The following is a 15,252-nucleotide window of genomic DNA, read 5'->3' as shown; positions in this document are numbered from 1 at the left end:
ACGTGGCACAGAATGAAGAATCGAGTGCAAGATTCTGGGATAAATTTTATGGTCCAAACATAGGTTATGTTGAAGAACAATATGATTTATTTAAAGAAAATCCAGAATCAGTAGATCCATCTTTAAAAGAAGTTTTTGAGCAATATGGTGCCCCAGAGTGGATCCATCAAGCTAATGTTTCAACTCAAAGTCAAGCAGCATCACCATTAACTTCCACAAAAGATGTAAAGAAACTAACCTCAGCTATGAAACTTGTTGAGGCTATTCGTCGTTATGGACATCTGGAAGCAGATATATATCCGGTTGGGCTCAAGAGAAATCGTGAAACTGAACTTGTTAATCCAAAGGCTTACGGATTAGATGAAGATGATTTGAAAAGTATCCCAGCTACTTGGTTATGGGAAGATGCACCAAGTAATGTTGAAACAGGTTATGATGTAGTAGCAAAACTCAAGAAGTATTACTCAGGAACAATAACATTTGAATTTGATCATGTGAACAATGATAAAGAACGTAAATGGTTAATGGAGTTAATCGAAGCGGGAAATGCTCGCTTGTCTCTTTCAGACAAAGAAAAGACGCAGCTATTAGAACGTCTTGCGCACGTAGAAGGTTTTGAAGGGTTTTTGCAAAAAACATTTGTAGGACAAAAACGTTTTTCAATTGAAGGTCTCGAGGCAATGGTGCCAATGCTGGATCGAATTGTTAAGTATTCTACATCTGATAAAATTGAACACATTATGATGGGAATGGCTCACCGGGGACGTTTAAGTGTTCTTGCGCATGTGCTGGGCAAACCTTATGATAAGATTTTTTCTGAGTTTCATCACTCTCCAGACAAAGAGTTAATTCCATCTGAGGGTTCAACAGGAATTAATTATGGATGGACAGGTGACGTGAAGTATCACTTTGGCGCAACGAAGGATGTCAAAGATGGTGATCACACTGCAACTCGAATTACACTTGCTCACAACCCGTCACATCTGGAATTTGTTAATCCTGTGGTTGAGGGATTCGCACGTGCAGCTCAAGATGACCGTTCTGCTTCGGGTTATCCAAAACAGAATATTAATAAGGCATTTCCAGTAGTTATCCACGGGGACGCTGCTTTTATTGGAGAAGGTGTCGTTGCTGAATCGCTAAACCTAAGTGGATTACCAGGCTATCAAACTGGGGGAACACTTCATATAATCGCAAACAATCTTGTAGGATATACAACCAATCAAGAGGACGGACGATCAACACGCTATGCCAGTGATTTAGCAAAAGGCTATGAAATTCCTATCATCCATGTAAATGCTGACGATCCAATTGCATGTGTTTCAGCTATTAAGATCGCTTATGACTATCGCCAAAAGTTCCACAAAGACTTTCTTATTGATCTTGTAGGGTACAGACGTTATGGTCACAACGAAATGGATGAACCAAGAACAACACAGCCACTTCTTTATCAGGATATTGACCAGCATCCAACAGCTGCAAATGTATTTGCAAAAGCGTTGGAGGAAAAGGGTACGATTGACGAAGCTGGATTTGAAAAAATTAAAGATGATGTTGAAAATCATTTGCGGAGTATCTATGACAGCATGAAAGAAAATGAAACAGGTGAGGCAGTAGCGAAAAGCATGCCTAAAGAATTAACGAATGGCCTTGATCAATTTGAGACATCCGTTCCACTAGAAACACTAAAATCCTTAAACAAAAGTTTATTAAACCGTCCTGAAGGGTTCAGTGGCTTTAAAAAACTTGAAAAGATCTTAAAACGTCGAGAAAATGTTTTAGAAGAAGGAAATAAAGCTGACTGGGGTGCTGGAGAAGCATTGGCATATGCATCGATTTTAAATGATGGTATTCCTATTCGCCTTACCGGTCAGGATACTGAGCGCGGTACATTCGCGCATCGTCATGTAGTTTTGCATGACATAAAAACAAATGAAAAGTATTGCCTCATGCACGGAATAGAAGGGGTGAAAGCTTCATTTGACGTACGAAACAGTCCTTTATCTGAGGCAGGCGTACTTGGATTTGAGTATGGATACAGCGTACAATCTCCAAATACGTTAGTGCTTTGGGAAGCGCAATTTGGTGATTTTGCAAACGCTGGTCAAGTGATTTTTGACCAATTCATTTCAGCAAGTCGTGCTAAATGGGGCGAAAAATCAAATATGATTATGCTGCTCCCTCATGGATACGAAGGTCAAGGACCAGAGCATTCAAGTGCGCGGTTAGAGCGTTATCTCCAGCAGGCAGCAGAAAATAACTGGATTGTTGCAAATGTAACATCATCAGCACAATTCTTCCATTTAATTCGTCGCCAGGCTGCAATGCGGGGACGTGAAGAGGCAAGACCATTAATTTTAATGACACCAAAAAGCTTACTGCGTAATCAAAAGGTTGCTTCAGAAGCGAAGGAATTCTCTGAAGGAAAATTCCAACCGTTACGTCAACAGCCAAATTTAAAAGTAAGCAAGAAAAATGCCAGACGATTGTTGATTGGTAGTGGAAAAGTAATGGTTGATGTAGAAGATGCTATTGAAAACTCTGAGGAAAACTTTGATTTTCTACGGGCACTTCGTCTGGAACAAATCTATCCATTCCCTACTCAAGAATTAGAAAAGGTCTTAAAAGAACTGCCAAATCTGGAAGAAATCGTTTGGATTCAAGAAGAACCGAAGAATATGGGTGCGTGGGATTTTGTCGATGATCACTTAAGAGATCTTCTTAAAGAAGGTCAATCATTACGTTACATTGGTCGCCCAAGAAGATCAGCACCTGCTGTTGGTATACCTAACGTTCATAAAACTGAACAAAAACAAATTGTGCAGAAAGCGATACAGCCGTTAGAAGGAGGAGATTCCAGTGAAAGAAATTAAGATTCCAGAGCTTGCAGAATCCATTACAGAAGGAACAATAGCTGAATGGTTAGTTAAAAAAGGTGATAAGATTGAAAAGGGAGACCCAGTAGTTGAGCTTGAAACAGATAAGGTCAACGTTGAGGTTAACTCTGATTTTGCAGGAGTTATTACTGAAATCGTTAGCCAGGAAGGCGACGATGTTGAAGTAGGCGATGTTATTGCCAAGTTAGATGAAAATGGTGAAGCTGGCGGTGATTCTTCCCAAGAAGAAGAAGCACCAAAAGAAGAGAAAAAAGAAGCACCATCTAAAAAAGAAGAGCCGAAAGAGTCTCCGAAAGAAGAGAAAAAGGAAGAACAATCAAGTAAAGGCAAACAAGATGTCATTGCTTCACCTGCAGCTAGAAAACGTGCACGTGAACTAAACATCGATTTAAGCACCATTAGTACACGCGATCCACTAGGCCGTGTTCGTCCTGAGGATGTTGATGCAGCTGCAAAAGGTGGGAATGAAAAGAAAGAAGACAAGCCAACGAAAAAAGAAGCTGCTAAAAATGATGATAAAACTGAATTTGAAAAGCCGGTAGAGCGTATTAAAATGTCACGTCGTCGTCAAACAATTGCTAAGCGCCTGGTAGAAGTACAACATGAATCTGCAATGTTAACTACTTTTAATGAAGTTGATATGACAGCAGTAATGAACCTGCGCAGTAAACGCAAAGACAACTTTTTGAAGAAACACGATGTAAAGCTAGGATTTATGTCTTTCTTCACAAAAGCAGTAGTTGGGGCGTTAAAAGAATTCCCATTAATCAATTCAGAAATTCAAGGAAATGAACTAGTATTGAAGAAGTTCTATGATATCGGTATTGCAGTTTCAACAGATGATGGACTAGTGGTACCAGTTGTACGTGACGCAGATCGCCTTGATTTTGCAGGGGTAGAAAGTGAAATTAGTAATTTAGGACAAAAAGCTAAAAATAAAGAATTGCAAATGAATGACTTGCAGGGTGGAACGTTCACTATAACAAATGGTGGAACATTTGGATCGATGCTTTCAACACCAATTTTGAATGCTCCACAGGTTGGTATTCTTGGAATGCACAACATCGTAAAGCGTGCAATGGTAATGCCGGATGATTCAATTGAAGTTCGTCCAATGATGTATCTTGCATTATCCTATGACCACCGTGTCGTTGATGGAAAAGAAGCGGTACAATTCCTTGTACGCATTAAGCAATTACTTGAAGATCCTTATGATTTATTATTAGAAGGATAATAAAAAAACCCGTTACAGTTGAAAAACTGTGACGGTTTTTTTATGCAGCAAGTTTTTCTAAGTATGAAGGAATAACGTGCTCATGGAGTATATTATAAGGGAATTAATAATTATGCGGGAACATTAGAGGATAGAAATAACTGAAATAGTGACATCTAGTTAATTTGCGACAATTTTTTTAAGTAATTTTACATCGGATTCCAATTCTGTTACTTTTTCATTAATATTATTTATTTTAGGTTCGAACTCAGAATTTCTGGCAGTTTGGCCTTTAACAACTCTAACCTCAGCCCGTAGTTCAGTTATTTCACCAACAAGATATTCGTGGTTAGCGTTCATGTCTAGCTTAAAAATTGAAAGATCTTCTTTAAGACCAGAGACATCTTGTTGTATGGTAGAGAACTCTTCTTTCATAGTAAAGAAATCTTCTTTAAGACCAGAGACATCTTTCACAAGAACGTTTAATGTTTTTTCAAAAGGGATAAACCTATCGTTAATCTTTTTTAATTCAGTAAGAACTAAATTCATATCACTACTCATTTTATTCACCTCCTTTTCGGTACATTATATCATGGTTACTAGAAACTAGGTCAATACAATTTTTAATTGCTACCCTAGTTAAATTTACTATAATCTATTGCGGAAATGCTTAAAAACGAATATTATAGTATATGTTAATTATTTCATTCGGAAAGCAAGGTGTTCAAAATGAATAGATTCTTTAAACTTAAACAAAATAACACAAATATCCGAACAGAGATAGTGGCTGGACTAACTACTTTCCTTACTATGGTTTATATTGTTGTTGTAAATCCAGCAATTCTATCCTCTGCTGGTATCCCAATGGAACAGGTGTTTATGGCAACTGTCATCTCAGCTGTTGTTGGTACGTTGTTCATGGCGTTATTCTCAAACTACCCAATCGCAATAGCGCCTGGAATGGGAATGAATGCATATTTTGCGAGTGTTGTAGCTTCGCAAGGCTACTCATATCAAGTTGTGTTAGGCACAGTCTTTATCGCGGGTATTATATTTATGCTGTTGAGCTTAACACAACTTCGGGAAACTTTAATAGAAGCGATTCCACCCTCTTTAAAGTTTGGTATAACGTCAGGAATTGGTTTGTTTATCGCTTTTCTTGGATTAAAGATGTCTGGTATCGTAGTACCAAACAAAGCAAATATGGTTGGTTTTGGCGATCTCCATGAGCCAATGACATTGTTAACCTTGGCTGGTTTGTTTATAACGTTAATGCTGATGGCACGAAACATTAAAGGTGCGTTATTTATTGGTATGATTATTACTGGAATCATTGCTTATTTCACAGGACAGCTGCATTTTGAGGGTATTTTGTCAAATCCTCCTACACCAGTATTTTTTGACATGGACATAGGCGGAGTGTTTGCTGACAGTCTTTATACTATTATATTTGCCTTTTTACTCGTTACAATATTTGATACAACAGGAACAATGATAGGTGTTGCTGAACAAGCGGGTTTCATTAAAGATGGAAAGTTACCACGTGCTAAATCTGCATTAATGGCGGATGCAACAGCTACAACGGTTGGTTCAATGTTTGGTACAAGCCCATCAACTGCCTATATCGAATCTACTTCAGGTGTTGCAGCTGGTGGTAGAACTGGTTTAACTTCACTGATAGTGGCTATATTGTTCGCATTAACAATTTTCTTCTCACCATTAATCGGAGCGATAGCTAATTTACCTGCTATGACAGCGCCTGTATTAATCATTGTGGGTAGCTTTATGATGGAAGGATTATCCCGGATAAACTGGAAGTCATTTGATGAAGCATTTCCTGCATTTGCGATTATCTTAACCATGCCACTTACATCTAGTATTGCAACCGGTATTTCAATTGGATTTATCACCTATCCATTATTGAAACTGGTTAGCGGTAAAGGGAAAGACGTACACTGGATTCTATATTTATTTGCAATAATTTTCATCCTGCAAATGATATTCTTCCCCGCACATTAAAAGAAAAGCGGAGTGGGCTGGTCTGGGGTGACACGCATAAGCAAAGAACCGCAGAGTGCATGCTTTTAGCACTCGGAGTGTTCATTGCTTATGTCGCGAACCCCAAGGAGCCAGAGCTAGACAAGAAAAGCGGAGTGGGCTTGCTTAGAGATGACAAGCATAGACAAAAAACGAACGACATATAAATAAAAAGCAGGCCAAAGCTAAATCAATTGCTTTGGCCTGCTTTTTAACTTTTTAACCGATTAATCAAATCAATCAAAATTGGGTACTACTAAACAGCGAAATAATATTGGAAATTATTTCACTTGCATGACGTCTGACAACCTGATATTATTACAAATGGAAAAGCTAATTGTAAGCATTTACAATTTTAAAATTTAATTAAGGGGAGGCTACACCCGTGGATATTCTTCTAGGGATTTTGGCAATCATTGTTGTCCTCGGACTAGCATTTTTGATGTCAAATGATAAGAAAAAAATAAATTATCTGGGCATTGGTGTAATGTTAGTATTACAAATTATAATAACATGGTTTATGTTTAACACCGAGATTGGACAAACTATTATTAATGCAATTTCGGCAGGCTTTAATAAGCTAATTGAGTTTGGTATGGTCGGGATTAACTTTATAGTTGGTGGAGTAGCTCGTGTAGACGGAGGAAGTATCTTCTTTTTCGATGTACTGTTACTTATTATCTTTTTCTCTACTATTTTATCCGTATTAACCTATTTAAGAATTCTTCCACCAATCATTAAATATTTAGGTGGATTTATATCAAAAATAACTGGCCTACCAAAAGTTGAATCTTTTAACGCAGTAAACAGTATATTTTTTGGACAATCTGAAGCGTTACTTGCAATTAAATCTCAGTTTCATCATCTGGACAAAAATAGACTGTATATTGTTAGTGCCTCAGCAATGGGATCTGTATCGGCATCTATCGTAGGTGCATATTTGCAAATGTTACCTGCGCAATATGTATTGGTGGCATTGCCGTTAAACATGTTAAGTGCTTTGATGATTGCATCAGTTATAGCACCTGTCAGAGTACCGAAAGAAGAAGATCATGTTGATATAAAGGAAGTAACGAATGACAAGAGTATTTTTGAAGCGATGGGTAACGGAGCGCTTGACGGCGGTAAGATAGCACTAATTGTGGCAGCTATGCTTGTTGCGTTTATTGCCTCGCTAGAACTAGTGAACTGGGTCATACAGTTCGCATTTTCAGGACTTACTTTACAAACTATTTTAGGTTACGTGCTAGCTCCGTTAGGACTGTTGATGGGGATAGCGCCAAGTGAAGTAATTGAAGCAGGTGGAGTAATGGGTACAAAAATTGTAACAAATGAGTTTGTTGCTATGCTTGAATTTGAACAAATGCTAGGTCAGATGTCTGAGAAAACGATTGGTATTGTTTCTGTATTCTTAACAAGCTTTGCCAACTTTTCATCCATTGGAATTATTGCCGGAACAGTACAGGCAATTGATGATAAAAAAGCAATCCAAGTATCAGGGTTTGGTCTAAAATTATTAGTAGGTGCAACACTTGCATCCATTTTATCAGCCACCGTGGTAGGACTATTTTTATAATACAACAAAAACCGTCTTAATCAGGCGGTTTTTTTGTTGTTTTTAAAGCAGTAAATGGCTGAATTTATTTTTCCATTCTAAAAGGAACCAATCTTATGGAACATAAACATGCCATCGGGTTCAATGCTTCTAGTACGTTTATATAAGATAGGAAAAGGAAATAGACATAGTAGACAAAATTTGAGGAGAGGGATAATGTGAGTGAACAATTCGATTTATTTATAAATGGAAAATGGACATCCACAGATGAGAAAGTTGAAGTCTTGAATAAGTATACACAACAACCTTATGCTTCGGTTTCTAAAGCTGGGACAGAGGAAGTTGATCAGGCAATAGAAAGTGCAAAAAAGGCTTATAAAACAAGTGAATTAGGTGCATATGAACGCTATACGATATTGAAACGTGTTTCTGAGTTGCTTCAGTCAAATAAAGATGAATTTGCAAAATCAATAGTCATGGAAGCGGGAAAACCTTTAAAGCAGGCAAAATCAGAGGTTGATCGAGCTACACAGACATTTGAATTAGCTGCCGAGGAGGCAAAACGTGTTACAGGACACGGCGTTCCAGTAGAAGCAGCCCCAGGATCAAAAAATCGTATGGCTTTTACGATTCGAGTCCCTGTCGGAGTAGTTGGAGCTATTAGTCCGTTTAACTTTCCGCTTAATTTGGTTGCACATAAAATAGGTCCCGCACTAGCCGCTGGAAATGCTGTTGTTTTGAAACCTGCCAGCACAACTCCTGTTACAGCATTGCGAATGGCCCGGCTATTTGAAGAGGCTGGATTACCAGCTGGATTGTTGAATGTTGTTGTTGGTGCTGGTTCGGTTATAGGCAAACAAATGCAGCAGGATGAGCGGATATCAGTATACACATTTACAGGAAGCGCAGAGGTAGGACTTAAATTAAAACAAAATACGGGATTGAACAAATTAATTCTCGAGCTTGGTAACAATTCACCTGTGATCGTGGATAAAGAAGCTGACATTGATAAAGCCGCAGTGAATGTTGCTCAGAAAAGTTTTGCATTCGCAGGGCAAGTTTGTATATCTGTTCAGCGTGTATATGTTCATAAGTCAATCCAGCAGACCTTTGAGGAGAAGTTGTTGAAAGCAATGAAAGATTTGAAAATTGGTGATCCAAATGATGAAGTTACAGATGTAGGACCAATGATTTCTGAAGATGAGGCCAAGCGCGCAGAAAGTTGGGTGAATGAGGCATTAGATGGTGGAGCTGAAGTATTAGCTGGAGGGAAACGAGAAGGTGCTTTATATCATCCTACGGTAGTAACAAATGTAAAAAAAGATATGCGGGTAGTTTATGATGAAGTTTTCGCACCCGTACTATGCACAATTCCTTTCAGTGATTTAGATACATGTATTGATGATGTAAATGAATCAGTATATGGTTTACAGGGAGGAATCTTCACAAAAAATATTGACACAGCATTCTATGCAGCAAAACGCGTAGAAGTTGGTGGTATGATGATTAATGATTCCTCCCAATACCGTGTTGACTTGATGCCGTATGGTGGTGTTAAAGACAGCGGTTGGGGAAAAGAAGGACCGAAATATTCGATAGAAGAAATGACAGAAGAACGATTGATTGTGTTGAATCTGGAGGAATAGAATAAATGATTTCATATACCAGTAAATTGATAGCAACAAAAAGCGCAACAGAGGACAAATATCTGTAAAATCCAAGCCGTCGAGTACCAAATTAATGTCAGTCGATAATGCAATTTCCGAATCTAAATAAAAACTGATAAAATCAGCACTGTCACAGTTTTGGCAGTGCTGATTTTAATGATTTATAATATTATTTTATTCTCTTTTGATATATAATCAAAGTAGAATATGTATGGGGAGGGCGACTTAATTTATGACAATGATCTGTTTAGTTAGACATGGGGAAACGGACTGGAACGCTTTAGGTAAACTCCAAGGCGCTACGGATGTACCTTTAAATAGTAAAGGTGTTCAACAGGCGGAGGAATGTGGGGTGTATTTAAAAAGTACCACATGGGATATAGTGATATCAAGCCCACTACAACGAGCAAAATGTACAGCGGGTATTATACATAAAACGTTAAGCAATGTTCCCCTGATTGAAATGGATGATTTTTCCGAAAAAAGCTTTGGAGATGCGGAGGGGATGAATTTAGAAGAACGGAAATCAACATTTCCAGACAGGAATTATCCCAATCAAGAAGATAATGATTCTTTTAAGAAGCGTGTAATGAGCGGGTTAGAAAAGGTGAATCATAACTATCCTAATGCCAAAGTATTACTAATTGCTCATGGAGCAGTGATAAATTCCATTTTAGCAACATTGTCTAATGGAGAGGTAGGTTCAGGGAAAACAAGATTGAACAATGCCTGTATCAGTAATATTCAATTCATACAAGATCAGTGGAATGTAAAGGAAATTAATCAAATCACCCACCTTAGTTAGTTAGACTGTTATCTAGAAGACTGTTGATGTTGACACAAAATCTATGAACTGCGACGTAGTGAATTTTTTTAACGCCGCTCCGGCAGAATACTTCGCTTTCCACGGGCACGGCCTCAGTCTCCTCAGAAGTAAAGAACGCTTCTTCCAGGGTCTTCGAACTCGTGCTGTTCCCGCAGGAGTCATCGTATTCTGACTCCACTAGGATGGAAAACTGTTGATGAAGACTGTGTTTTCCGCAGCAATACTACCAAGGAAGACATTAATATAGCAAATATAGCCCATCCAATTAGTAGATGAGCTAGGCTAATTTATGTTTCTTTTGCAAATAAAGCAAGCGCCATAGCAATGTAACGGCACCACAGCTAAGTCCAACTATAATTCCAACCCAATATCCGAATGGTTCAAGCGGAGTATAATTCGCTAGTAACCACCCACTTGGTAACCCAATAATCCAGTAAGAGACAAAGGATGTTATGAGTGTCACGTTGACATCTTTGTAACCCCGTAATACACCTTGGATAGGGGCACCAAATGCATCGGCTAGTTGGAAAAAAATTGCATAGTAGATAAATTGCTTCGTTAGTTCAATCACTTTGGGATTATCTGAATATAAGTTCGCAACCATGTCGTTAAAAATATACAAGACAAGTCCCGCAAAGATTGCAATAAATATACCCCCACTTATACCCAAATAGCCATAAGTACGCGCATCAGCAAAGCGCTTGCCACCGACTTCAAACCCTACTGCAATTGTTAACGCTATACCAACACTGAGCGGAATCATATACAATAAAGAAGCAAAGTTAATAGCCGCCTGGTGTGCAGCGATGGTATATGTGCTGTAAATACTCATCAGTAAAGTAACTGCTGAAAAGATACTTGTTTCAAAAAATATAGAGAATCCAATTGGCAGCCCAATTTTTAACTGCTCCCACCATTCTGATAAGTTTGGCCTTACCCAATTAGAAAATAAATTGTATCCTCTAAATGGATGAATTTTATATAAGACCCAAACAGCAATAAAGCAAACTAACCAATACGTTAGAGCGGTAGCGATACCAGAACCAATTCCACCAAAAGCGGGAATGCCAAACTTTCCAAAAATAAAAATATAATTAAAGAATATATTTATAGGTAATGAGATTAAAATGATAATCATGGAAATACGTGTTTGTCCAAGAGCATCTATAAAACAACGTAATGTATTAAAAATAAATAAAGGGACAATTCCGGTCACAAGCCAAATAATATAATATTTAGCGGTGTATCTAACTTCAGTTTCCAGGTCCATTGCCTGTAAAATTGGGTTTAAAATAAAGGCTCCAATTACGACAATAATTAACGCAAGTGCAGTTGCCAGGTAAACACCTTGTTGAACTTTTTTTGCGATTTGATCACTAGCTTTTGCACCAATCAAATGTGCAATAATTGGTGTGATTGCAAGAAGAATTCCATTAATACCGGTGAAGATTGGAACCCAGAGACTAGAACCAATTGCAACCCCTGCAAGATCTATAGCACCTGCTTGGCCAGACATGACTGTATCGAAAAAATTCATTAAATACATGCTTATTTGGGTCACTAGGATTGGAATTAATATAATGGTAAACAGCCTTAATTTTTCTTTTGTAGTTGTTGTTTCATACATAAAAAACTTCCTTTTTTAATGGTTTTCTACTAGTATAAAGAAGTGTTTCTAAAGGAATTATAAAGCCAATTATACCGTTTTACTTCGTAATGCGAAAGAAGGGACGTACAATAATGAATAAAAAAAGTATTCTGTTTACTGGTGGTGGTACTGCAGGCCACGTCATTGTAAACTTAGCGGTCATTCCAGTTTTTCAACGTGAAGGATGGAAAATTAACTACATAGGGTCAAAAGAAGGGATTGAACGAGACCTGATAGAAAAATTAGATGGGGTAACCTATCATCCAATTTCTACTGGAAAGCTTCGCAGATATAAATCCCGTGATAATTTAAAAGATCCATTTAAAGTAATAAGAGGTACTATGCAGGCGTGGAATATTATTGGGAAAATAAAACCATCAGTATTATTCTCCAAGGGTGGTTTCGTTTCTGTACCCGTCGTAGTTGCGGCTAAAATGAGGGGAATACCAGCTGTAATACATGAGTCAGATTTCACTCCTGGCCTTGCCAATAAAATTGCTATTCCGTTTGTGAAAAAAGTTCTAGCTACCTTTCCAGAGACAATGGAATATCTACCAGAACGGAAAGCAGAATATGTTGGTGCAGTCGTTCGTGATGAACTTTTCAAAGGAAGCAAGGAAAGAGGATTGACGCTCTGTGGTTTCAACAAAAAAAAGCCAGTAATGCTGATTATGGGTGGAAGCGGCGGTTCAAAAAGAATTAATGATAGTGTACGAGGAAGCCTCGATAAACTGTTAGCAGAATTTCAAATCATCCACGTCTGTGGAATTGGAAAAACGGACCCTGAAATTAATCGTGAAGGTTATGTCCAGTTTGAATATGTTAACGATGAACTGAAAGATCTTTTTGCAGCCACTGATTTTGTTTTGTCCCGGGCTGGTTCAAATGCTATATTTGAATTTTTGTCACTAAGAATTCCAATGCTACTAATTCCATTATCAAAAGGGTCGAGTAGAGGAGATCAAATTATAAATGCTAACTCTTTTGCAAAAAAAAGGTATGCACGTGTTGTGGAAGAAGAAAAACTAACTGAAGACACACTGGTTACAGAAATGCTTCAATTAAAAGATCATGCTTTGATTATGAAAACAAATATGGAGACATACCATAGTGAAAAGTCCAAAGACCGTGTAATTGAAATCATAAAAAATAATAGTAAATAAATAACCCCACTACTCGCATTATTGCAGTAGTGGTTTTTTTATAGGAGCAGATAGTTTAACCAACTGTTAATTTCAATATTGCTGTAACACAAAATGTATAGAATGCGACGTATGCGCGAGTTGTTTTCCGCTGCGGACCGTTGCTTTCCGCGGGCACGGCCTCAGCCTCCTCGAGAAAATCACTCCGCGGGGTCTTCAGACTCGTGCTGTTCCCGCAGGAGTCAACGGTCCTCCGCTCCAATCAACTATCGTAATAGTAAGTGAGGGATACAGTTCTATTAAAACATTGTGTTAGCGGAGGAAAAACACGAAGACTACTGCGGGAAAGCGAAGTGTTGAGACCCCGCAGTGAGCGGCCTTTGCGATCGAGGAGGCTCAGCGCAAGCCCTAAGGTGCGCGTAGTGATTTTTCCGCAGCGATTGCAGGACATCGAACATGATTTTTAGTTAAGTCGCATTTTCTATCAACTGTGAAACTAAAAAGCAACAAAACTTACGGAAAGAGCCTTTTACAATAAAATTTTTCATGTTCATAAACCTCCAAATACTTTGGATGTCTCGATTATTACTACCAAAAACTTTTTACTAAGTAGGACTCTCGCTAATAAAAGGGAACAATGATGATTGAATGTAATAAAAATGGGAAAAGAATAATATAGAGGATTGTAATAAGAAACATCGTTGGCGTTCAGAAGAGGATTTCTAGCCTTTGTGCGTAAATTGATTAATTAATACTAAAAGGAGACCATTCTAATGAAAAAATATCTATTTCTACTGGTGATTTTCGCGGTAATTACCATGTTAGCTGCATGTGGTAGTGATGAAAATAATGGAAAAGAAGAAACTACTGGTAATGATACGAACAAAAATCAGGAAGAGCAAAAAGAGGTAGTTGAGGATTCAGAGCAAAACCCTGAAGAAGATCAAAATAAGCAAGAGGAAAATTCAGAAGAGCAAAAGATATATGAGAATGATTCGTTCAAGGATGTCGAAGTAAATAAGTCAGGTGATAAAGTAGTAGTTACAGGTAAAGCAAGAGTGTTTGAAGGTGTTTTTAATTATAGTATAATTAGTGATGGTGAAGTATTAAAAAAAGATACTTACCAAACGGACGGAGCCCCTGCCTGGGGTGAATTTGAAATTTCCTTTGACAAAGAGCTTATTAAAGAAAAAACAACATTTAAACTTTTCTTTTTATCAGCGAAGAATGGGACAAAGACAGATGTTTTAGAGATACCATTAAATGAAAATCTAAAATAAATGAGGGTTTATATGAAATTGAACATTTCTAGTGAAAAAAAGTTAGAGAACGGTATTTCTATTCCAAAATTGGGTTTGGGTGTCTATAAAGTACCTGAAGACCAAGTATATGAAACGGTATTGAGTGCGCTCGAAATAGGATACCGTCATATTGATACAGCAAGTTTTTATGGAAATGAAGAAGGTGTTGGAAAAGCGATTCGTGATTCTGGTATTGCTCGTGAAGAAATTTTTGTAACCAGCAAGGTATGGAATGATGATCAAGGATTCGACAGCACTTTAAAAGCATTTGATCGTAGTATGGAAAAATTAGGCTTTGATTATTTGGATTTATATTTAATTCACTGGCCAGTTCCTGGAATTTTCACAGATACATGGAGAGCGCTAGAAAAGATATACCACGGTGAGCGCGTCAGAGCAATTGGTGTAAGTAACTTTCTTGAACACCACTTGGAATCTTTGTCTAAAACTGCTATTAATATGCCTGTAGTAGACCAAATTGAGTTGCATCCAAAATTATCGCAAAAAAGTACAGTCGAGTATTGTCGAAAGAACAATATTACAGTAGAATCTTGGTCACCGCTTGGTCGGGCTAAATATTTGAATGAACCAGATTTAGTGAAAATAGCGGACAAATATAACAAGTCAGTTGCACAGCTAATCATAAGATGGCATTTGGAAAATGACTTTGTTGTAATACCAAAGTCGACAAACGTACTACGTCAAAAAGAAAATGCAGATGTCTTTAACTTTGCAATTTCAAAAGAAGATATGGCATATATGAACCAGATGGACGAAGATTTAAGAATTGGATCCCACCCTGATTCAATCAAACCTGTATCACAATAATATCTGTTATCGTCAGATTAAAAGCCAGATAATGTAGACCAATAGTAACAGTCGAACTATGTCAAAAGAACCAACTTTCATAATAGTGGATAAACATTATTGTTCGTTTATTCAAAAAGTTGTATGATATGGATAACC

11 protein-coding genes are annotated in these 15,252 nt (G+C 37.7%); 9 read left to right on the top strand and 2 right to left on the bottom strand.

Translation table 11 applies throughout. From position 1 onward, the window contains the following. Positions 1–2 precede the first annotated feature (2 nt). Both ACOI1D_RS05365 and odhB read left to right on the top strand, forming a co-directional pair. Complete coding sequence (locus tag ACOI1D_RS05365) at positions 3–2,873, top strand: 2-oxoglutarate dehydrogenase E1 component (RefSeq protein ID WP_422499817.1); 2,871 nt, start codon at positions 3–5, stop codon at positions 2,871–2,873. Beyond that, a complete protein-coding gene (gene odhB, locus ACOI1D_RS05360) occupies positions 2,860–4,131 on the top strand; it encodes a 2-oxoglutarate dehydrogenase complex dihydrolipoyllysine-residue succinyltransferase (RefSeq protein WP_422499815.1) in 1,272 nt (423 codons plus the stop codon). The genes ACOI1D_RS05365 and odhB overlap by 14 nt, the downstream gene beginning before the upstream one ends. A gap of 159 nt (positions 4,132–4,290) precedes the next feature. On the opposite strand, the gene ACOI1D_RS05355 is transcribed toward odhB, so the two are convergent. Then, positions 4,291–4,671, bottom strand: coding sequence for a hypothetical protein (locus tag ACOI1D_RS05355; RefSeq protein ID WP_422499813.1), 381 nt, complete (start codon positions 4,669–4,671; stop codon positions 4,291–4,293). 168 nt (positions 4,672–4,839) lie between these two features. On the opposite strand from ACOI1D_RS05355, the gene ACOI1D_RS05350 reads away from it, so the two are divergent. The 4 genes from ACOI1D_RS05350 to ACOI1D_RS05335 all read left to right on the top strand — a co-directional run bounded on the left by ACOI1D_RS05350 (position 4,840) and on the right by ACOI1D_RS05335 (position 10,174). Further along, positions 4,840–6,129 carry an NCS2 family permease gene (locus ACOI1D_RS05350; RefSeq protein WP_422499811.1) on the top strand — a complete coding sequence of 430 codons (1,290 nt, stop codon included), beginning with the start codon at positions 4,840–4,842 and terminating at the stop codon, positions 6,127–6,129. 403 nt (positions 6,130–6,532) lie between these two features. Then, positions 6,533–7,723 (top strand): NupC/NupG family nucleoside CNT transporter, encoded by a 1,191-nt coding sequence (locus tag ACOI1D_RS05345; RefSeq protein WP_422499810.1) that lies wholly within the window; start codon positions 6,533–6,535, stop codon positions 7,721–7,723. Positions 7,724–7,920: 197 nt separating this feature from the next. Further along, positions 7,921–9,348, top strand: a complete 1,428-nt coding sequence (locus ACOI1D_RS05340; RefSeq protein WP_422499808.1) for an aldehyde dehydrogenase family protein — start codon at positions 7,921–7,923, stop codon at positions 9,346–9,348. 253 nt (positions 9,349–9,601) lie between these two features. Beyond that, the gene (locus ACOI1D_RS05335; RefSeq protein ID WP_422499807.1) at positions 9,602–10,174 is read left to right on the top strand and encodes a histidine phosphatase family protein; all 573 of its coding nucleotides are present in this window, start codon (positions 9,602–9,604) and stop codon (positions 10,172–10,174) included. A 298-nt stretch (positions 10,175–10,472) separates the two neighbouring features. Here ACOI1D_RS05335 and ACOI1D_RS05330 read toward each other — a convergent pair whose 3' ends face one another. Next, positions 10,473–11,822, bottom strand: coding sequence for an MATE family efflux transporter (locus ACOI1D_RS05330; RefSeq protein WP_422499805.1), 1,350 nt, complete (start codon positions 11,820–11,822; stop codon positions 10,473–10,475). A gap of 113 nt (positions 11,823–11,935) precedes the next feature. Between ACOI1D_RS05330 and ACOI1D_RS05325 the strand changes: the two genes are divergently transcribed. The 3 genes from ACOI1D_RS05325 to ACOI1D_RS05315 all read left to right on the top strand — a co-directional run bounded on the left by ACOI1D_RS05325 (position 11,936) and on the right by ACOI1D_RS05315 (position 15,114). Beyond that, complete coding sequence (locus tag ACOI1D_RS05325; RefSeq protein ID WP_422499804.1) at positions 11,936–13,006, top strand: undecaprenyldiphospho-muramoylpentapeptide beta-N-acetylglucosaminyltransferase; 1,071 nt, start codon at positions 11,936–11,938, stop codon at positions 13,004–13,006. Between the two features lie 752 nt (positions 13,007–13,758). Next, complete coding sequence (locus ACOI1D_RS05320; protein WP_422499803.1) at positions 13,759–14,265, top strand: Gmad2 immunoglobulin-like domain-containing protein; 507 nt, start codon at positions 13,759–13,761, stop codon at positions 14,263–14,265. A 12-nt stretch (positions 14,266–14,277) separates the two neighbouring features. Next, complete coding sequence (locus tag ACOI1D_RS05315) at positions 14,278–15,114, top strand: aldo/keto reductase (RefSeq protein WP_422499802.1); 837 nt, start codon at positions 14,278–14,280, stop codon at positions 15,112–15,114. Positions 15,115–15,252 lie beyond the last annotated feature (138 nt).

This window comes from Virgibacillus sp. DJP39 (genome assembly GCF_049310925.1).
Taxonomy (GTDB): Bacteria; Bacillota; Bacilli; order Bacillales; family Amphibacillaceae; genus Virgibacillus_F.
The sequence above is the reverse complement of the archived record's forward strand: the minus strand, read 5'-3'. Positions and strand labels throughout refer to the sequence as shown.

Coding starts and splice junctions, on each gene's coding strand:
- ACOI1D_RS05315 (WP_422499802.1), top strand. CDS start 14,278: ATGAAATTGAACATTTCTAGTGAAAAAAAGTTAGAGAACGGTATTTCT.
- ACOI1D_RS05355 (WP_422499813.1), bottom strand. CDS start 4,671: ATGAGTAGTGATATGAATTTAGTTCTTACTGAATTAAAAAAGATTAAC.
- ACOI1D_RS05325 (WP_422499804.1), top strand. CDS start 11,936: ATGAATAAAAAAAGTATTCTGTTTACTGGTGGTGGTACTGCAGGCCAC.
- ACOI1D_RS05335 (WP_422499807.1), top strand. CDS start 9,602: ATGACAATGATCTGTTTAGTTAGACATGGGGAAACGGACTGGAACGCT.
- ACOI1D_RS05320 (WP_422499803.1), top strand. CDS start 13,759: ATGAAAAAATATCTATTTCTACTGGTGATTTTCGCGGTAATTACCATG.
- ACOI1D_RS05350 (WP_422499811.1), top strand. CDS start 4,840: ATGAATAGATTCTTTAAACTTAAACAAAATAACACAAATATCCGAACA.
- ACOI1D_RS05330 (WP_422499805.1), bottom strand. CDS start 11,822: ATGTATGAAACAACAACTACAAAAGAAAAATTAAGGCTGTTTACCATT.